This is a genomic window from Marinobacterium weihaiense (assembly GCF_019061305.1).
GTDB lineage: Bacteria > Pseudomonadota > Gammaproteobacteria > Pseudomonadales > Balneatricaceae > Marinobacterium > Marinobacterium weihaiense.
This window is the reverse complement of the sequence record NZ_JAHQZT010000003.1, coordinates 66,432-86,128: the sequence shown is the minus strand read 5'-3', so window position 1 is coordinate 86,128 and position 19,697 is coordinate 66,432. Positions and strand designations below refer to the sequence as shown.

18 protein-coding genes are annotated in these 19,697 nt (G+C 61.5%); 6 read left to right on the top strand and 12 right to left on the bottom strand.

Going from position 1 to position 19,697, the window contains the following annotated elements:
- Positions 1-234: 234 nt before the first annotated feature.
- The 7 genes from KTN04_RS03165 to KTN04_RS03135 are packed head-to-tail and all read right to left on the bottom strand — an operon-like array spanning position 235 to position 7,547.
- Positions 235-1,581, bottom strand: coding sequence for a DUF58 domain-containing protein (locus KTN04_RS03165; protein ID WP_217333765.1), 1,347 nt, complete (start codon positions 1,579-1,581; stop codon positions 235-237).
- A complete protein-coding gene (locus KTN04_RS03160; protein WP_254262346.1) occupies positions 1,578-2,561 on the bottom strand; it encodes an AAA family ATPase in 984 nt (327 codons plus the stop codon). The genes KTN04_RS03165 and KTN04_RS03160 overlap by 4 nt, the downstream gene beginning before the upstream one ends.
- Positions 2,558-3,850 (bottom strand): DUF4350 domain-containing protein, encoded by a 1,293-nt coding sequence (locus KTN04_RS03155; protein ID WP_217333764.1) that lies wholly within the window; start codon positions 3,848-3,850, stop codon positions 2,558-2,560. The genes KTN04_RS03160 and KTN04_RS03155 overlap by 4 nt, the downstream gene beginning before the upstream one ends.
- Positions 3,847-5,361 (bottom strand): DUF4129 domain-containing protein, encoded by a 1,515-nt coding sequence (locus KTN04_RS17260; RefSeq protein WP_217333763.1) that lies wholly within the window; start codon positions 5,359-5,361, stop codon positions 3,847-3,849. Before KTN04_RS17260 ends, KTN04_RS03155 begins: the two co-directional genes overlap by 4 nt.
- Positions 5,348-6,316, bottom strand: coding sequence for a stage II sporulation protein M (locus KTN04_RS03145; RefSeq protein ID WP_217333762.1), 969 nt, complete (start codon positions 6,314-6,316; stop codon positions 5,348-5,350). The genes KTN04_RS17260 and KTN04_RS03145 overlap by 14 nt, the downstream gene beginning before the upstream one ends.
- Positions 6,317-6,328: 12 nt before the next feature.
- Entirely contained in the window at positions 6,329-7,024 is a 696-nt protein-coding gene (locus tag KTN04_RS03140; protein ID WP_217333761.1) for an RDD family protein, read from the bottom strand.
- A gap of 19 nt (positions 7,025-7,043) precedes the next feature.
- The gene (locus KTN04_RS03135) at positions 7,044-7,547 is read right to left on the bottom strand and encodes a DUF4234 domain-containing protein (protein ID WP_217333760.1); all 504 of its coding nucleotides are present in this window, start codon (positions 7,545-7,547) and stop codon (positions 7,044-7,046) included.
- 189 nt (positions 7,548-7,736) lie between these two features.
- On the opposite strand from KTN04_RS03135, the gene ettA reads away from it, so the two are divergent.
- On the top strand, positions 7,737-9,395 hold the full coding sequence (ettA, locus tag KTN04_RS03130; protein WP_217333759.1) for an energy-dependent translational throttle protein EttA: 1,659 nt from the start codon (positions 7,737-7,739) through the stop codon (positions 9,393-9,395).
- A 115-nt stretch (positions 9,396-9,510) separates the two neighbouring features.
- Here the strand turns inward: ettA and KTN04_RS03125 are convergent, their stop codons facing one another.
- Positions 9,511-10,605, bottom strand: a complete 1,095-nt coding sequence (locus KTN04_RS03125; RefSeq protein ID WP_254262345.1) for a GGDEF domain-containing protein — start codon at positions 10,603-10,605, stop codon at positions 9,511-9,513.
- A 167-nt stretch (positions 10,606-10,772) separates the two neighbouring features.
- On the opposite strand from KTN04_RS03125, the gene KTN04_RS03120 reads away from it, so the two are divergent.
- Positions 10,773-11,144 (top strand): PilZ domain-containing protein, encoded by a 372-nt coding sequence (locus tag KTN04_RS03120; protein WP_217333757.1) that lies wholly within the window; start codon positions 10,773-10,775, stop codon positions 11,142-11,144.
- 4 nt (positions 11,145-11,148) lie between these two features.
- On the opposite strand, the gene radA is transcribed toward KTN04_RS03120, so the two are convergent.
- Positions 11,149-12,531, bottom strand: coding sequence for a DNA repair protein RadA (gene radA / locus KTN04_RS03115; protein WP_217333756.1), 1,383 nt, complete (start codon positions 12,529-12,531; stop codon positions 11,149-11,151).
- A gap of 184 nt (positions 12,532-12,715) precedes the next feature.
- Between radA and cysC the strand changes: the two genes are divergently transcribed.
- Together cysC and KTN04_RS03105 are read left to right on the top strand one after the other, a co-directional pair.
- Positions 12,716-13,273, top strand: coding sequence for an adenylyl-sulfate kinase (cysC, locus tag KTN04_RS03110; protein ID WP_217333755.1), 558 nt, complete (start codon positions 12,716-12,718; stop codon positions 13,271-13,273).
- Positions 13,274-13,425: 152 nt separating this feature from the next.
- On the top strand, positions 13,426-14,703 hold the full coding sequence (locus KTN04_RS03105) for an O-acetylhomoserine aminocarboxypropyltransferase/cysteine synthase family protein (protein ID WP_217333754.1): 1,278 nt from the start codon (positions 13,426-13,428) through the stop codon (positions 14,701-14,703).
- 3 nt (positions 14,704-14,706) lie between these two features.
- Here the strand turns inward: KTN04_RS03105 and KTN04_RS03100 are convergent, their stop codons facing one another.
- On the bottom strand, positions 14,707-15,546 hold the full coding sequence (locus KTN04_RS03100; RefSeq protein ID WP_217333753.1) for a LysR family transcriptional regulator: 840 nt from the start codon (positions 15,544-15,546) through the stop codon (positions 14,707-14,709).
- A gap of 109 nt (positions 15,547-15,655) precedes the next feature.
- Here KTN04_RS03100 and KTN04_RS03095 point away from each other — a divergent pair, with 109 nt between their 5' ends.
- Positions 15,656-16,690, top strand: a complete 1,035-nt coding sequence (locus KTN04_RS03095) for a YeiH family protein (protein ID WP_217333752.1) — start codon at positions 15,656-15,658, stop codon at positions 16,688-16,690.
- 63 nt (positions 16,691-16,753) lie between these two features.
- Here the strand turns inward: KTN04_RS03095 and can are convergent, their stop codons facing one another.
- Both can and hemE read right to left on the bottom strand, forming a co-directional pair.
- Positions 16,754-17,416, bottom strand: a complete 663-nt coding sequence (gene can, locus KTN04_RS03090) for a carbonate dehydratase (RefSeq protein WP_217333751.1) — start codon at positions 17,414-17,416, stop codon at positions 16,754-16,756.
- A gap of 133 nt (positions 17,417-17,549) precedes the next feature.
- The gene (hemE, locus tag KTN04_RS03085) at positions 17,550-18,614 is read right to left on the bottom strand and encodes a uroporphyrinogen decarboxylase (RefSeq protein WP_217333750.1); all 1,065 of its coding nucleotides are present in this window, start codon (positions 18,612-18,614) and stop codon (positions 17,550-17,552) included.
- 157 nt (positions 18,615-18,771) lie between these two features.
- Between hemE and KTN04_RS03080 the strand changes: the two genes are divergently transcribed.
- Positions 18,772-19,563, top strand: a complete 792-nt coding sequence (locus KTN04_RS03080) for an AraC family transcriptional regulator (protein ID WP_217333749.1) — start codon at positions 18,772-18,774, stop codon at positions 19,561-19,563.
- The last annotated feature ends 134 nt before the right edge of the window (positions 19,564-19,697 follow it).

The window sequence follows — 19,697 nt, the reverse complement described above, 5'->3', positions numbered from 1 at the left end:
CAAAGTCGGCGCAGGTAGTGACGGACTGACCTGAAGCTGCCTCTGAAAAGAGGCACATTATAGTCCAAAATTCATACGGAAGGCACATGAAAAGGGGTCAGTCCATTACGCAAAAGATTCATTCTGGCGCGCTGGAACGATGCAACAGCCCGGAGTACTGCACAGGTATGGCATGCCCCCTGCCCGACAGCACGCCTCGAATACCCTGTATCATCAGGGGCAGAGCCAGCGCTGTCAAAGCCGGCCCGCACGCTTGAGTACTAGATACTGCTCGATGAGGGCGACATGCAGCTGCTGCGGCACAGCATCCACGGTCATCACGCCCACCCCCTGCAGCCGCCGAATCAGCTGCTCGCGCTGCTCCCGGTACAGGGTACGGGCACAGAAGTCGAGGGTTTCGTGCACGTCGGCGTCTTCGCTCAGCGTTTGCTCCAGACAGCTTTCGCGCAGGCAGGCCACCATCACCAGATGCTTGCGCGACAGCAGCCGCACCGCCGCCTGCAGGTCGTCGCTGTCATCATCCCGCAGGTTGGTCACCAGAATCACCAGTGCCCGCTTGTGCTGACGCTGCATCAGCGCACCCGCCGCCTGCACCACGTCACTGGCCTCAGTGCTGCTGTGGACATCGTACAGACTGTTAAGCAGCACGTTGACGCCCTGGCGACCTTTGACCGGCCGCACCCAGCGGCTGCTACCGGCATAGCCGAGCACACCCACGGCATCGCCGGCTCCCAGAGCAATATAGGCGGTCAGCAGGAGTGCGTTGAGCGAATGATCGAAATGGCTCAGCTCACCGTCCATGGCACGCATGCGGCGCCCGGTATCAAGCATGAACAGCACGTCCTGATCCCGTTCGTCCTGGTATTCACGCGATACCAGCCGCTGCTGGCGGGCGGTTGCCTTCCAGTCGATCTGGCGGATTTCATCGCCACGTTGATATTCCCGCAGCTGCTTGAATTCCTGCCCCGAACCGCGACGCTGGCTCAGGTGTGCACCGATATGGGAGAGGCGCTGTTCGTAATCCAGAAAGTTCAGGTTGGCCAGTGCCATGAAGTTGGGGTAAACCTTGACCGCCTGCTCGGCCGCCACGGCACGCTGCAGCTGCCACAGCCCCAGTGGCGACCGGATGCGCAGGCGGATGTCTCCAAAACGCGCCGTGCCGCGCCGCACTGGGCGCGCGCTGTACTCGACGACCTGGCGCTCGCCGGGCGGCAACTCCAGCGCCACCGGTAATTGTTCGGTGGTCACCGCAGCCGGGTAGTCATCCATGCAGCTGAACCTAAGCCTGCGCGCCCCCGGGTTGTCAAAACGCAGGCGAATACGGGCGTTGGCCCCCAGTGCCAGATTGCCGGGCAGCTGCCGCTGGGCCACCGGGCCCGGCAGGGCACAGATGCGCAGCGCATCCACCAGCGCGACCAGCGCCCCCAGTCCCAGCGCGCTCCACCAGAGCCCGCTGGGCCACGCCATGTCCAGCGGGATCAGGACGCGCAGCCCGACCAGTACCAGCGCCGCCCCGAGCAGGATCAGCAGGTACTTGAACATCGCTCGGTCCGGCATCAGTCCCGGCAGTGCCCTGATCATGTGCGTGGCGCGTCCACGGTCTGCACCAACTGCTGCAGTACCCGGTCCGGCGTGAAGCCATCAATTTCGCTTTCCGGCGCCAGCAGGATACGGTGGCGCAGCACTGGCAGGGCCACCTGCTTAATATCGTCCGGCAGCACGAAATCGCGCCGATTCATCAATGCCCAGGCTTTGGCCGCACTGACCAGACCGATGCTGGCACGCGGCCCGGCGCCCTTGAGAATACTGCTGGCGTTGCGGGTTGCCTGTACCAGACGCACGGCATACCCAAGTACTTCGTCGTCCAGCGTCACCTGCTCCGCCGCCTGTTGCAACGCCAATATATCCGCCGGTGTCAGCGCTTCGGACAGCCGCTCGCTGATCGCGGCCATGCTCAAGCTCCCTCCCGTCACCTGGCGCACCAAGCGGGTTTCATCCTCGAACGCCGGGTAATCGATGAACACCTTCATCAAGAAGCGGTCGAGTTCGGCTTCCGGCAGCGGATAGGTGCCCTCCTGCTCGATCGGGTTCTGGGTCGCCAGCACCATGAACGGCGGTGACAGGGCATGCGGCTTGCCCTCGATGGTCACCTGCTGTTCCTGCATCACTTCCAGCAATGCCGCCTGCGTCTTGGCCGGGGAACGGTTGATTTCATCCGCCAGCAGCAGATTGGTGAATACCGGGCCACGGCGAACATGGAAGCGCCCTTCCTTCATGTCGTAGATGGCATGCCCGGTCATATCGGCCGGCATCAAATCGGGGGTAAATTGAATGCGGCGGAAATGCCCACTGAAACAGGTCGCCAGCGCCCGCACCAGCAGAGTCTTGCCCAGCCCCGGCACACCTTCCAGCAATACATGCCCGCGACACAGCAGCGTCACCAGCACCTGATCAATGACATCTTCTTGACCGATCAGCACCGAACCGATGCTGGCGCGCAGAAAATCGATCTGCTCGTGGGTACCGGTATTCAGCGGGGGGGCTTCCATTTCAATGGTCATAATCGATTCCTGATTCTGAGAAGCAGCTGCACGGTCTCGACCAGTTCAGCCGAAGTGTAATGTTCCTGTGGTGTCATCGCTTGGCTGACCGCTGTGGCCGGCAGTTGTGCCTGCTCGGCCACAGCTGCCTGCTGCTGAGCAGTGGTCAGTTGCTCCAGCCCCACCTGAAGGCGCGCGGCCCGATTCAGCACCTGGCGACGCAACGGCGCCAGCAAGTGATTCAGGTGGCCTTGACGGTAGTGGAAACGCGCGACTGCATCGATGTGCTCGTTCAAGGTTCGCCGCTGTTGATGCGACGGCTGCAGTACCGGCCCAAAGCGGCGACCGCGATACAGCAGCCAGGCCAGCAGCAGACACAGATCGATGACCAGCATCTCCGGGGCATACGCAACCAGCAACTGTGACAGCGGCGGCCAGTCGCTGTAACGTTGAACATGCACCACCGGATGATCGCGGTTGAGCCAAAGCAACAGGTAGGCATGATCAAACAGGCCAATACGGCTATTGCTCCAGATGCCGATATCCTGCAGTACGGTTACACGCCCGCTGCCCAGCCTCAGCATCAACAAGGCGGCGCGTTCAGACGGCTGTGACCGGGCCTCCAAAGTCAGGTTCGCGCTGATTGAAGTATCGGACTGCCACTCCAGTGCCGATGAAGCAAAACTGTAAAAGCGTGCACGGTCGGCGGCAGCCAGATAGTTCAGCTCGGATGGCGCAACCCCCGCTTCTTTACGGTGAATATTCTCCCGCACCCGCTCCGACGGCCTGAGTTCGGGGGTGTCCTCGGTATGTTTTTCGGCCGCCTCCAAGTGCTCGAGCAAGGCTTCCACATCGACCTCTTCATCGGCCGTGCGACTGGCCTTGTCCCGGTGCGCCTGTTTGTCTTCAGCGTGGTGACGCCGGCTCACGCCGAGCGCCTGGGCCAGCGGGTGTGATGTTTGTGTCGGCGAATAGTGCCAGAGCAGATGTCCACCGGACTCGACCCATTCCAGCAGTGCGGCCACCCGCACCGGGTCGTCCATCAAATAATCGGCATCGGTCAACAACAGGCTGTCGCGCGGCCCCAGTTGATCCACCGCCACCGGATAACGGCTGTGTACGACACGCTGCCCCTGCTGCTCCAGCAACTGCCCTGCCGCCAGATATTGATTGCGCCGCACCTCGACGCTGGGGCCACGGTCCACCACACGGCCGACCGTCTCCAGCCCGTTCATCAGTACGTAGCCCAGCAACACCAACAGCACCAGTGCCGCCAGCGGCAAGACCCGGAACATAAATAGCCGCATCATGCCCACTCCCGCTGCACGGCCTGAAGCAGCTGTTCGACACGCTGGCGCGGCGGGAGCTGATGGGCATAGGCCAGGTGCAGCCAGACCCGGGTCAAATCCTCGAACAGCTGACTGCCGGCGAGATCCGGGTGACGACGTGCGGCCGCGGCACACTCCAGTTCGGTATGCCAGGGCTCCACCGGTACCCGGTGTCGATGCACCAGCTGATGCAGAGCCTGGCGATACAGCAGGGACATGGCTTGACGCACATCACCCGCCTCAAGCGCTTCATGCACGGCACGATTGAGATCGGCTGGCAGGCTGTCGGCGCCAATTGCCAGGCCCATCAGCACGCGCGGGGCGCTGGCCTCGGCCGGCAGTACGGGAGGCTGGGAGGCAGGCTGCCCCAGGTGTCGCCACAGCGACCGTGCCAGCAGGATCAGCAGCACCCCGGCACCAATCCAGAGCAGCACTTCCAGCAGACGAAATACCCCTTCGCCGACCCCATCCGACGCCGATGTCTGAGCATCAAGCCAGGACTCCAGCCAGGACAGATCTGCATCACTCTTGCTCGACTCGGTCGATTCTTTCCAGCGCCATTCGGTCACCTCTTCCTCGATCACGTAGGGTGGTGCCGACAGCAGCTCCAGCGCCGCCTCCTGAGCCGCTGCGGGCGATGTCTGGATATTCATCTGCTCTGCCGCCTCCACGGGCGCCGTACCCAGACCGACCAGCACCAGCGAGGCTGCCAGCACCAGCCCTGCCAGCGTCGCCGCCTGTGGCTGCGTCCGGGGCGCCTCACGAGCCTGGGCGAGCTGACGAAACAGCAGTTCCAGGTCCCAGGCTTCGAGCTCGATACGACGGTTGATGTACAGCGCAAACCCGCAGGCAACGTAAAAAGGGGCCACCAGCGACATGCAGAGCAGGGTCAGCACGTTGCTCAGGTGTGCCAGCACGCCGGCGTCACTGCCGAACAGCCACAACAGATCCAGTTCAAGGAAATCACCGACCATCGCCAGTACCGTGACCGGTACCGCCAGCATCAACAGCATTTCCACGTGGGCCAGTACGATAGTCAACCAGGAGGCCGCTTTGCCGCTGCCATAGGCAAGGGTGCGGTGGCGACTGGAACGCGCCCGTCCCTTCTGTTTTTCCAGCACGGTGACCGCTTGCAAAAATGAACGCCGAGGGTCAAAACGGCGCCACAGCAGCGCCCCCGGAGCACCCACCAGCCAGGTTCCGACCAACTGCCGCCAGGTCAGTCCCTTGAGGCTGCGCTCGTTGAACAGATAACGGCTCAACAGCAGCAATGGTACGCGTTCGAACAGCGGCTTGAGCCACCAGATCACCAGCGTCACCACCCAGGGATCATCGGCAAATCCCAGGCTCAACAGGGTAAAGACAATGCCGGCAGGCAACAGCCAGGCCAGCCAGAGCGGTCGAAACCAGCGCCGGGCCATCAACACGCCAAGATCCAGTGCCTGCCAGGGCGTACGCACCTGCGCACGAATCTGCAAGTCAGCGAGATTCACGGCGTGCCTCCAGTGATGAAAAAAAGCAGAACCAGAGCACAAACAGCCACAGCAGTGCTCCCACGCTCAGTTTGACGGCCACCGGCAACTGTGAACTGGATGACCAGAAGGCTTCGACAAAAGCGGCGACAAACAGCATGAAGGTGGCACCATACATCAGCTTGACCGCTTCGGCAGCCGCCTGCCGCAGGGCTTCCAACCGCCGCCAGCGACCGGGATGAATCAGGGAGTGGCCGATCATCAGCCCGGCCGCACCGCAAATCACGATGGCCGTTAGCTCGAAGGCACCATGACCGATCACGAACGGATAGAAGGTAATGCCCAGTCCGGCGCGGGTCAGGTAGCCGGTGACGGCACCCAGGTAAAGACCGTTGAACAGCACCACCGCCACCGTGCCCAGTCCGAGAAATACGCCGCCTGCAAAGGCCTTGAAGGCGATGCCAATATTATGGCTGATATAGAAGCCGAACATGGCCAGGTCGGTTTCAGAGTCACGCTCGGCCCCAAGCCGGTCATTGCCCGGGTCATACATGGACTCTAGTTCGGCCGCCTGTGCCGGAGACAATATGCTGTAGGCAAAACTTTCACTGAGCCAGGCGCCTACCCCCATGACCAGTGCCGGCACCACGAACAACAGTGCCGAGCAGATGACATAACGCCGCTGACGGCGCACGGCGGTCACGAAGGCGGCAAGCGCCTCGGCCAGCCGCTGCAGCGAGGCGCGGGAGTCACGCTGGTACAGTCGATGATGCCCCAGCATGACCAAGCGATTGAGACGGTTTACCAGTGCGTCGGAGTAGTCCCGCTGGCGGGCCGTGGAGAGATGACCACACACCTGGCGATAGTGTTCGGGAAAACGTTCATCCGGGGGCGGCACTTTACCCCCTGCATCCAGCACGGCTTCCAGCCGCTGCCAGAGCGCTGCGTAGCGTTGTTCAAAGTCCGCTTCCTTCATCGCATCCCCGCTTTATTTGCGGCCCAGCAGCCAGGCACCCATGCCTCTGAGCCGCGCCAGTCCTTCGCTGCCTGTACTCCCGGTCACCGGCGCCATCAGATCTGCCAGCTCCTGTTGCCGAGGCTCGCTGATGGTGCGGCTGCGTACCGTCAGGCTGATGATGCCCTGACGTTCGGCCCGGCTCAGGGCCTGTTGCGGCATCCGCGGCTGAATCGTTTCGTCCAGCCGTGGCGCCTGCTGGCGGTCCACATGCACGACCAATGTGCCGGCCGCCAAATCACCCAGACGCTGAAAGCGGCGCGACAGCACCATGCTGAGCAGCCCGGCGACATAGAACAGCGGAAAGAAATCGGCCGTACGCAGCAGGTTGCGAATCACCGACCCGCCCCAGCCGACCGGCGTGAAATCTTCATTGACGACCCTGAGTCCCATCGTTTTCTTGCCCGGCGTCTGGCCCTGGCGGAAAACTTCAAAGAACACCGGATAGAACCACTCCAGCAGAAAGGTCAGGATCAGGAATAGGCCCAGACCGAACCCGCCCAGAAAACCGGCCAACATGCCCAAAGCGGCATAGATCAACCCGCGCCAGCCCAGATCGATCAGGAATGCCAGAATACGCACCACCGGACCGGCCATTGCCTGACTGAAGTCGATCCCCTCAGGGGTTTCGACGCTGCAGTGATTATCGAGCAGCCTGGATGCCTGCATGGGGATCACCCTGCGGTTATCAGCGGCTGGCGCGGATGTCGAGGTGCTGGTTTACCTTGTAGCTCAGGTAGAACACGCTAAAGAAGAAGGTCAGGATAGGACCGGCCCAGGTCGGCTTGCCCCGGCTGTCCGTGACACGGTTGAGGCGGTTGCGGAACTTGAAGGCCCACACCAGCATCAGGATCCAGCTTGCCAGCCCCAACAGGCCATCAATCAATACCATGGTACCGGACAGGGCGGAAGCATCTGTCAACCCCATCATGATGGAGGACACACCACTGGCGATATAAACGCCGACAGCCGCGCCAACAAAGCCGTTCGAGATACGGTCTTCGGTAATACTGTTCAGATGACGGGTACGGCTATACATCCAATACACGGCATAGATGCCCAGGGTAATGATGGTCAGGCCAAACACGGCCCAGGTGGTAAAACGCGGAAAAACGGAGAGATCACCGGCTTCGTGCTGGACTTCCAGCTCGGCTTCCGGCGCGACATAGGGGTTGTCGGCAACTTGATTCATTTTCTTGTCCTTGAAGGGGTACAGTTTTAAATACACTGCGAGCAGCATCCAGGCTGAGGCAATGAGGGTACCTCAGGCACCCCCGCCTTGCCAACCACTCGTCTGCCCGCCACCCTGGCAACATGGCTTTCCCCCGACGCCGCAGGTAGAATCTGGCTGTTTTTTAACCCTAAACCTACAGGCATATTGATGGCTCAGTACGTTTACACGATGAACCGCGTGGGCAAGGTGGTACCGCCCAAGCGTGAAATCCTCAAGGATATTTCCCTGTCGTTCTTCCCCGGCGCCAAGATCGGTGTGCTGGGTCTGAACGGTGCCGGTAAGTCCACTCTGCTGCGGATCATGGCCGGCGTCGACACCGAATACACCGGTGAAGCCCGCCCCATGCCCAACATGAAGGTCGGGTACCTGCCGCAGGAGCCGGAGCTGGATGACAGCAAAACCGTCCGTGAAGTGGTTGAGGAGGCGGTTGCCGACGTCAAGGACGCCCTGGCCGAGCTGGACCAGGTCTACGCCGCCTATGCCGACCCGGACGCTGATTTCGATGAACTGGCCAAGAAACAGGCCGAGCTGGAAAACCTGATCACCGCCAAGGATGGGCACAACCTGGACCAGGCGCTGGAGCGCGCCGCCGATGCCATGCGCCTGCCGCCCTGGGACGCCGAAGTGAAAAACCTGTCCGGTGGTGAGCGCCGCCGTGTTGCCCTGTGCCGCCTGCTGCTGGATCACCCGGACATGCTGCTGCTGGACGAGCCGACCAACCACCTGGATGCCGAGTCCATCGCCTGGATCGAGCGCTTCCTGCAGGAATACACCGGTACCGTGGTCGCGATTACCCACGACCGCTACTTCCTCGATAACGCCGCCGGCTGGATTCTGGAACTGGACCGCGGCCACGGCATCCCCTGGGAGGGCAACTACTCCAGCTGGCTGGAGCAGAAGGAAGCCCGCCTGGAGCAGGAAGCCAAGTCCGAAGCGTCTCATCGCAAGGCCATGAAGGCTGAGCTGGAATGGGTGCGCCAAGGTGCCAAGGGTCGTCAGACCAAATCCAAGGCCCGTCTGAAGGCATTTGAAGAGATGAACTCGCGCGAGTTCCAGCAGCGCAACGAGACCCAGGAAATCTACATTCCACCGGGCCCGCGTCTGGGCGATAAGGTCATCGAACTGCACGACGTCACCAAATCCTACGGTGACAAGCTGCTGTTCGAAAACCTGAACTTCGCCATCCCGCCGGGTGCGATCGTCGGCATCATCGGCCCCAACGGCGCCGGTAAATCCACCCTGTTCCGCATGCTCAGCGGCGAAGAACAACCCGATTCCGGCGAGATCGAGATCGGCTCCACCGTACAGCTGGCTTACGTGAACCAGTCACGCGAGCTGAACGGCGACAACACCGTGTTCCAGGAGATCTCCGACGGCCAGGACATCATCACCGTAGGCAACTTCCAGACCCCGGCCCGCGCCTACTGCGGTCGCTTCAACTTCAAGGGCTCCGACCAGCAGAAGTTCGTCAAGGATCTGTCCGGCGGTGAACGCAACCGTCTGCACATGGCGAAGCTGTTGAAGGAAGGCGGCAACGTGCTGCTGCTCGACGAACCGACCAACGACCTGGATATCGAAACCCTGCGCGCACTGGAAGAAGCACTGCTGGCCTTCCCGGGCTGCGCCGTGGTGATCTCGCATGACCGCTGGTTCCTCGACCGTATCTGTACCCACATCATTGCGTACGAAGGCGACTCCAATGTGGAGTTCTTCGAAGGCAACTACAGCGAGTACGCCGAGGACTACAAACGCCGCTACGGCAAAGATCATCAGCCGGAACGGATCAAGTATCGCCGCATGAGCTGATGGCAGGCGGGCCTGCCCCGCACTGACCTTCAGCAGGGCCACCTTCGGGTGGCCCTTTTTATTACCGGATGGAGAGGTTGCCCGTGATGGGGAGACCCGGGCCAGCAAGGGCCGATCAGGCCGCCTGCTGCATCACCGCCAGGCAGTAACGATCCCGACCGCTGTCCTTGGCCTGGTACAGGGCTTCATCCGCCCGCTGAAGCACAGTGGAGCGATCTTCACCCGGCTGTAGAATGGCGATACCAATACTGGTGCTGAAGCTGACTTCATCCCCGGTCGGCACCTTCACCCGAGCCGCATGGCAGGCTTCACGAATGGCATCGGCCAGAGCCCCCGCCTGAGCTGCATCCATATCCGGCAGAATCATCAGAAACTCCTCACCCCCGAAACGTCCCGCCAGGTCAGCCTTGCGGCGGGCGTGCTCACGCAGAATACGGGCAAACCGCTTCAACACCAGATCGCCGGCGGCGTGGCCGTAGTGGTCGTTGAAGCTCTTGAACTTGTCCAGATCGAACATCATCACCGCCAGCTGGCTGCCACTTTCCTGCGCCTGCACCACCTCTTCATCCAGCTGCTCCATCACCTGACGGCGGTTGGCCAGCCCGGTGAGCGGGTCGCGGGTGGCCTGACGGTACAGCACCAACAACATGCTGAGCTGGTTGACCGAGGCCCAACCGGCAATGCCGCCCAGCAGCGCCAGCAGCCAAAGATCATTGATGCCCGCAACCTGACCAAAGCTGCCCAGCCACAGTTGCGTCACCAGTTCCACCAGCACCACGAACAGGGTGAAGCCGGCCACTTCGAACAGGGTCAGCGGGAAAATCGCCAGCATGGTAATGATCATGAACGGGAAAAACGCATATCCGGCCACACTGCTCTGCATGCCGTGCTGCTGCAGAATCACGGTACTGGCAGTCTGGAACAGGATCAGCACCAGTACCAGCAGCAACAGCCGCACCATCGACAGCTCCAGCCGATAGGGCTGAGCAAACCAAAGCCCCAGGCCCAGACAGGCGGCGCTGGAAGCCAGGCGCGCATAGGCGATACCCGTACTGGCCGCCTCAGGCAGCAACCACCAGTCGATCAGAATCCAGCCGCTCTGCAGTACCATCAACAGCCACGCCAACATCCGCACCCGTGTGAACAGATGATAACTGCGTGTATGGTTGAAATAGCGCGAATGCCGCCGAGCGGCCAGCAGATCACTCATCACGTCCCACATGTACTACCTCACCCTCATTCCATTGTTATCAGCCTAAAGCAACCGGTTTGACCATGTGTTGATCTGCCGCACCCGCGACAGCAAATCAGTCTCCACAAGGCGACTCCAGTGTAATAACATGCCTAGAGATTACTTTCATCATCAGGAGTCCGAGCGTGAATAACAACCAGGAACGCCGCCGCTTTACCCGCATCCCTTTTGATGCCGAGTGTGAACTGCACACGGACAAGGGTGCCGCGGTGGTTCAGCTGATCGATATTTCACTGCGCGGCACTCTGGTCGAGTCGGAACGCCCGCTGCCCATCACCCTTGGCGAACAGGCCCGCCTGCACCTGTACCTGGCCAACGATATCCTGATTGAAATCCCCGCCACACTCAGCCATGCCGAGCCACCGCAATACGGTTTTGTAGCCGAGGGCATGGAGATCGACAGTATCACCCACCTGCGCCGGCTGGTTGAGCTCAACCTGGGTGACGAAACGCTGTTGGAGCGAGAGCTGGAGCAGCTGCTCAACCCCAATCACTGATCGCTCAGATCGCGTCCAGCGCTTCGGCCAAGGTTTTAACCCCCACCACCTCCATCCCCGGCATGGGTTCACGCGGGACATTGGCAATGGGCACGATGGCGCGCTGAAAACCATGTTTGGCAGCTTCGCGGATGCGCTCCTGGCCGTTGGGAACAGGGCGAATCTCGCCAGACAGCCCCACCTCGCCAATCACCATCAACTGCTGCGACAGGGCCATATTGCGAAAGCTGGACACCACCGCCAGCAGCAGCGCCAGGTCGGCACTGGTTTCCAGCACCTTGACGCCACCGACCACATTGACGAATACATCCTGATCACCGGTCATCAACCCGCCGTGACGGTTCAACACCGCCAGCAACATCGCCAGCCGGTTCTGCTCCAGCCCCACTGCCACACGGCGCGGATTGGACAGGTGCGACTCATCTACCAGTGCCTGCAACTCAACCAACAACGGCCGGGTGCCTTCCCACACCACCATCACCACGCTGCCGGGGCTGGGCTCGCTGCCACGGCTGAGGAAGATAGAGCTGGGGTTTTTGACCTCCTTAAGGCCGTTTTCCAACATGGCAAACACGCCCAATTCGTTGACCGCGCCAAAGCGGTTCTTGTGGCTGCGCAGGGTACGAAAGCGGCTGTCGGAAGACCCCTCCAGCTGCAGCGAACAGTCAATCATGTGCTCCAGCACCTTGGGCCCGGCCAGGCTGCCGTCCTTGGTGACATGGCCGACCAGGAACAGCACCGTGCCGGTCTGCTTGGCAAAACGGGTCAGGAAGGCGGCACTCTCGCGCACCTGCGACACCGAACCCGGCGCCGACTGCACATCGGCCACATGCATCACCTGAATGGAGTCGATCACGATCACCTTGGGCCGCAGCTCATTGGCCAGATCGCAAATGGTCTCGACCGAGGTTTCCGACAGCATCTGCAACTGATCCGCCTTGAGCCCCAGCCGCGACGCACGCATGGCGACCTGCTGCAGCGACTCCTCACCGGTGATATACAGCGCCGGCATATCGGCGGCCAGATGACACATGGTTTGCAACAACAAGGTACTCTTGCCCGCCCCGGGATGACCGCCGATCAACACCGCAGACCCCGGCACCAGGCCTCCGCCCAACACCCGGTCCAGTTCGGCGCTGCCACTGGTAAACCGCGGCATCTCCTCCAACGCCACTTCGCTGAGCGTAACCACCTTTTTCTGCGCGCCGGCGCCACCCGCACCACCGGCATAGCCGTCAAAGCGGGCACTGCGCACGCCCCCGGCATCCGATCCCAGGCGCACCTCGGTAATCGTATTCCAGGCCCCGCAGGCACTGCACTGCCCCTGCCACTTGCGGTAATCGGCACCGCAATCATTGCAGACAAAGGCGGTTTTGGTTTTGGCCATGGGGAGTCTCCGATGCTGGTAAAACGCTTATGAATAAAGCGGATTGTACCAAGCCACATGAAAACGCACAGTCCGTCGCCCAGACAGTGCGCCTGCACACGAGGTCATGGACAGCACGTCCTCAACCAGCTAACGTCAGCGGCCTGACATCCATCCTTAATTGTGCATTGCCAGGGAGGGAGCCTTGGTCCATACCCCCCATGTCATCTGGTTTACCGGCCTCAGCGGCAGTGGCAAGACCACACTGGCGTTCGCCCTTAAAGAGGCGCTGGCAGCCTCGGGCATTGAAAGAATTTATCATCTGGATGGCGATCACCTGCGCCAGGGCATCAACGCGGACCTCGGCTTCAGCCTGCAGGACCGCGATGAGAACCTGCGCCGAGCGGCTCATATCGCCAATCTGTTCTGGCAAGAAGGGTATTGGGTGTTGGCCTCGTTCATCACGCCCCTGAACAGCCAGCAGGCGATGATTCGTCGCGTCTTTCCCGCAGAGCGCTTTCTGGAAGTCCACCTCAATACGCCGCTGGCCACCTGTCAGCAACGCGACCCCAAACACCTTTATGCCAAAACCACGGCCGGGGAAATCTTCCAGATGACGGGCGTACAATCCCCCTACGAGCCACCGCTTGCGCCTGAACTGAGGCTGGATACCACGGTGCTGGACGTTGAAGCCGCCTTGGAAAGGCTGCTGACAGGCATTAGTGATTATCAGCTGCGATGCCCCACGAGCCCAGCAGGGTAGACGCGAGTTTTACTTCGTTGACCAGAAGGAGGCCGCAAACCGGGCGACATTATGCCACCTTGATTTGACATGTCTTCCCTTCTGGGGTTTCTCTATACCCCGTTGCGAATACAGACATCACTCGACACGTTCAGTATTGAAAAGGATTGCTCATGAAACTGGAAACCCTGGCCTTGCATGCCGGATACGAAACCGACCCAACAACCAAATCCGCCGCCGTCCCGATTTACCAGACCACCTCCTACGCCTTCGACGATGCCCAGCACGGCGCCGACCTGTTCGACCTCAAGGTGCCGGGCAACATCTACACCCGCATCATGAACCCGACCAACGATGTGCTGGAAAAGCGCGTGGCGGCGCTGGAAGGCGGTGTGGCCGCCCTGGCGGTGGCGTCCGGCATGGCGGCGATCACTTACACTGTTCAGACGCTGGCCGAGGCCGGTGACAACATCATCTCCACCAGCGAACTCTACGGTGGCACTTACAACCTGTTCGCCCACACCCTGCCGCGCCAGGGGCTGGAAGTGCGTTTCGTGCAGAAGGACGACTTCGCCGCGCTGGAAAGCAAGATCGATGCGCGCACCAAGGCGATCTACTGCGAATCCGTGGGCAACCCCTCCGGCGGCATTGCCGACATCGAGAAGCTGGCCGAAATTGCCCACCGTCACGGCGTGCCGCTGGTGGTGGACAACACTGTCCCCAGCCCGTCCCTGTGGCGCCCGATCGAGCAGGGTGCCGACATCGTGGTCACCGCCGCCACCAAATACATCGGTGGTCACGGCACGACCATCGGCGGCGTGATTGTCGACTCCGGCAACTTCCCCTGGGCCGAAAACAAAGCGCGCTTCCCGCTACTGAACGAGCCGGACGTGTCCTACCACGGCGTGGTCTACACCGAAGCCTTTGGCCCGGCGGCCTTTATCGGCCGTGCCCGGGTGGTGCCGCTGCGCAACATGGGCGCGGCCCTGTCGCCCATGAACGCCTTCATGCTGCTGCAGGGTCTGGAAACCCTGTCCCTGCGCATGGAGCGCATCTGCGACAACACGCAGAAGATTGCCGAATATCTGGAAAACCACGACGAAGTGGTCTGGGTCAACTACGCCGGCCTGGAAAGCCACAAGGATCACGCCCTGGCGCAGAAGTACATGGGCGGCAAGGCCTCCGGTATTCTGAGTTTCGGCCTCAAGTCCGGCCGCGAGGGCACGCGCAAGTTCTACGATGCGCTGCAGATATTCCTGCGCCTGGTGAACATCGGTGACTGCAAGTCGCTGGCCTCCATCCCGGCCGAAACCACCCACCGCCAGCTCAACGACGACGAGCTGAAATCGGCTGGCGTATCGCCGGAGATGGTGCGCCTGTCGATCGGCATCGAGCATATCGACGACCTGATTGCCGACCTGGATCAAGCGCTGGCAACCAGCACCCGCTAAGCTTCAGTTTTCCGGCGGACACATCGCCAGAAAACGCGCCACCGCGGCGGTGTCCGGCCGCTGGCGGTGGCGCAGCAGATACAGCGGGCGGCGGATGCTCAACTCCGGTGCCCGCACCTCCAGTTCGCCATTGTGCAGCGACTGCTGCACCACATGACGGGACAGACAGCTGATGCCCAGCCCCGCCCGTACCGCGTTGTGAATCGCCTCGGAGCTGCCCAGCTCCAGCAATGGCACCACCCCAGTCAATACCTCTGACAACTCCTGCTCCACCACGCTGCGTGTACCCGAGCCGGGCTCGCGCATGATCCAGGGCAGGCAGTGAAGCGGCTCGCCCGGCAGAAAAGGCGCAGCCACGATCACCATTTCGTCCCGGCGCCAGGGCGTCAGCACCAGATCCGGATGCCGGGTTTGCCCTTCGACCAGCCCCAGATCCAGTTCAAAGCGCAGCATGCGCTCGGCAATGTCGTCGGTATTGGCAATCTCGATACGCTCACAGGGAAGCGGCTCCTGCGCGGCGCCCAGCAGCCGCGGCAGCAAATAGTTGCCGATGGTGGTACTGGCGCCCAGCTTGAGCTGGCCGCCGCCGCTGCGAAACAGGCTTTCCGCATCCCGCGCCTGCGCCAGCAGCGCCCGCGCCCGTGGCTGCAGGGCGCGACCGCTGGCATTGAGTACCAGACGTTTGCCGACGCGATCAAACAGTTTTTCACCGAGTCGGGATTCCAGTTCGGTGAGGGCATTGCTGGCCGCCGACTGAGACAGGGCCACGGCATCGGCGGCCCGAGTCGTGGAGCCGGTTTCGATCACCGCCAGAAAGACTTCCAGCTGTCGCAGAGAAAGCATGGGACACCCAATTTACCTAAAAAACAGGTTGATTATACCAAATCAATCCGTTTTAAACTTATAACCGTTGGCATTAAAGTGCCCCCATCGATTTCGAGGGAGGTGCCCCATGACCACTTTGCCGCGTTTCAACCCAACCCCCTTACTGACCGGACTGACACTGACCCTGGGACTGAGCCTGACGGCCTTGGCGCTGGTACAACTCCCCCTGCCCGGCATCGGCGTGCTTGGCCCCCTGACGTTGGCGATGCTGCTGGGCATCCTCGCCGGCCACTTTGCCGGCGAACGCCTGGAGCAGCGCAGCGAAGCCGGTCTGCAGTTCAGCCGTCATTACCTGTTGCGCGCCGGCATCATTCTGTACGGCTTTCGCATCAGCCTGGCCGACCTCCAGGCCGCCGGCCTGAACGCCCTGCTGATTGATCTGGTGATCGTGATCGGCATTCTGGCCAGTGCCGCCTGGGTCGGTACCCGCTGGCTCAAGCTGGATGCCCGTACCGCAGTGCTGATCGGTGCCGGCAGCGCCATCTGCGGCGCCGCGGCCGTACTGGCCAGCGCCCCGACTATCCGCGCCCGCCAGCAGGCCGTCCCGGTCGCCATTGCCACCGTGGTGCTGTTCGGCAGTGCCGCCATGCTGCTCTACCCCTGGCTGTTCGCGCAGGAATGGGTACAGGTACTGTTCGCACAGGGCGATGCCGCCTTTGGTCGTCTGGTCGGCGCCACCACCCATGAAGTGGCACAGGTGACAGCTGTGGCGGCCACCCTGCCGATGGAGGCCGCCCATACGGCGGTGGTCACCAAACTGATGCGGGTGATGCTGCTGGTGCCGGTACTGCTGGTGCTGAGCCAGCTGTTTGCCCGCGATGAAGCGGCGGGCGAACAACCGCGTAAACTGCCGGTACCCTGGTTCGCGCTGGTGTTCATGCTGCTGCCGCTGATCAATAGCTTCGACCTGCTGCCGAGCGCCATACTCAACCTGCTGCACCAGCTGGACCAGCTGTGCCTGGCCATGGCCATGGCGGCACTGGGCTTTGCCACCCGCCTGAGCGCCATCCGCGCCGCCGGCTGGAAACCCATGGCCCTGGGCGCGCTGCTGTTCGTGCTGCTGCTGATCGGCGGCACCGCCATGACCCTGCTGCTGGGCTGAGGGCCGGACACAAAAAAGCCCTCGCCATGGCGAGGGCTTTTTGCATGCCGATACCGGCTCGTTTCAGCTGAAGGCGCGGGTCGATTCGACGCGGGCAATGGCCTGGTGCAATTCGGCCTCGGCATTCTCGGGCCCATCGGCACAGAATTCCAGGTCGGTCAGGCGGCCGTTTTTCAGGCTGTAGACCCAGCCGTGGATGCTCAGCTCCTGGCCCCGCGCCCAGGCATCCTGCACGATGGTGGTGTTGCAGACATTGTAGGCCTGCTCCACCGCATTGAGTTCGCACATCATGTCGACCTGCGGCGGGGTATCCTTCCAGGGACCGACCAGCGCACGGTGCTTGTAATAGACATCGCGGATGTTGCGCAGCCAGTTGTCGATCAGGCCATGAGACTGCTGATCCAGCGCCGCACGCACTCCCCCGCAGCCGTAGTGCCCAACCACCATCACGTGCTTCACCTTGAGCACTTCCACCGCATACTGCAACACCGACAGACAGTTCATGTCAGTGTGCACCACGATATTGGAGACGTTGCGGTGAACGAACAGCTCGCCCGGCAGCAAGTCAACGATCTCGTTGGCCGGCACCCGGCTGTCGGAACAGCCAATCCAGAGATATTCCGGCGCCTGCTGGCCTGCCAGGGTGGGAAAGAATTCGGGATCCTGCTCACGCAGGCGGTCCGACCAGCTGCGGTTGTTGGCAAAGAGATTGGACAGTTTTTTCATGGTGTTTCCGTCAACATAAACAACACAGGCAGCGATGGATCACATCGCTGCCTGTCAGACACATCTGATTCTGCAAGTAACTTAGCACGCGCAACGGGCTTTCGCCTTGTGGGCCGTCAGCATGTGCACGCGATCAGCGGTGGTACTGAGCGCTCAGCTCATGCACCGCATCGACGAAGACCTTGGCGCTTTCCGGATCCACGAACTGGTGAATGCCGTGACCCAGGTTGAACACATGGCCGTTACCGGTGCCGAAGCGCTGCAGGATATCGGCCACTTCGGCACGGATGCGATCCGCCGGTGCGTACAGCACGCTCGGGTCCATGTTGCCCTGCAGGGCAACACGCTCACCGACGCGACGACGGGCGTCGTCAATATTGGTGGTCCAGTCCAGCCCCAGGGCATCGGCACCGGCATCCGCCATCACTTCCAGCCACTGGCCGCCGTTTTTGGTGAACATAATCACCGGCACGCGACGACCGTCGTGTTCGCGGATCAGGCCCGCGATGATCTGCTGCATATACTTGAGCGAGAACGCCTGATACATCGGGCCGCTCAACACGCCCCCCCAGGTATCAAAAATCTGTACCGCCTGGGCACCGCTGCGAATCTGCTCGTTCAGATAAGCGGTCACCGATTGCGCCAGCTTGTCCAGCAGGGCATGCATCACCTCGGGGGTGGCATACATCATCTTTTTGATGTGACGGAAGTCCTTGCTGGAGCCGCCTTCAACCATATAGGTCGCCAGCGTCCAGGGGCTGCCGGAGAAGCCGATCAGCGGAACACGGCCGGACAGAGCGCCGCGGATTTCGCTGACGGCGGCCATGACGTAATCCAGATCGCTGGCGGCATCAGGTATCGGCAGGGCATCCACGTCCTGCTCGGTACGGACAACCTTCTCGAATTTGGGCCCTTCGCCCTGTTCGAAATACAGGCCTAGCCCCATGGCATCGGGGATGGTCAGAATATCGGAAAACAGGATGGCCGCATCCAGATCGTAACGCTCAAGCGGCTGCAAGGTCACTTCGCAGGCCAACTCACGGTTTTTGCACAGACTCAGAAAATCACCGGCCTGGGCACGGGTGGCCCGGTATTCCGGCAGGTAACGCCCTGCCTGACGCATCATCCAGACCGGGGTCACATCCACCGGCTCACGCATCAGCGCACGCAGAAAGCGATCGTTTTTCAGTTCAGCCATCTCGCCATCTATCCTGTAGGTAAGGGTTTATTTGCCGCCATTGTACCCGCAAAAGCGGGCAAATGCGCTCCACCTGATCACATCCCCCGGCTTGAACTGTATAATTAACAGACTAAGGTTAACCCAGATAACGACAATCAATGTGGTAACAGGCACCATGACCCGAAGTACCAAAGTTCTCAGCTTGCCCAATGCCGCTGACCAGCATGACCACCACTTTCACCAGCTGGTGTTCGGCTTGGAAGGTGAAACCGCCTTTGAGCTGGCCGGACAGGGTCGCGAGGTGCACATCGGCCACGGCTGCCTGGTCCCCTGTGCAACCGACCATGTGTTCAGCGGCCTGAGCGACAACCGCATTCTGGTGCTGGACCTGCCCACCCACAGCCATGATCGCCTGCAGCAGGAACGCATCGACCGCCTGTTCCAGCAGGCAAGCTATTTTCAGTGCCTGCCCGACCTTCAGCTGCTGCTGCGTTCACTCGGCCGCGAGCTGCAGTACAACCCGCGTGACTCGCTGCTGCAGGAGGCCTGCAGCAATACACTCATCTGTGCCCTGCAGCGCCAGTTGGAGCAAACCCGGCCAACTCGGGTGCAGGGATTGCTCAATCTGGACCTGCTGGATGACTATATCGATACCCACATGGAACGCCGTCTGGCCGTGGATGAGCTGGCCGGCCTGTTTTGCCTGGGCAATAGCCAGTTTTTTGCCCGCTTCCGTGACCAGACCGGCATGACCCCCAGCCAGTATGTCGCCGAACGCCGTCTGCAGGCCGTGCGCCGGGCCCTGGCACAGGCGCCCGACTCCATTGCCCAGATCGCCGACCGGTTCGGTTTCTGCAACCAGAGCGCGCTGACCCGCGCCTTTCGCCGACGCTTTGACCTGTCGCCGGCCCAGTTCCGCCGTCAGCAGGGTGGTCCCGCCCCGGAGGATTGCGCAAAAGATCCGTAGAACCTGACAAGACCACTCCTTAACGGCTGTTATTAAATGCCGGTTCAGTGGGCACTTCCGCTCTCTGAACCGGCAAACACCAAGGGTCTCGCCCTGCCGTGCACCGGCAGCGTGATGCCTGCGGACGAGTTGAG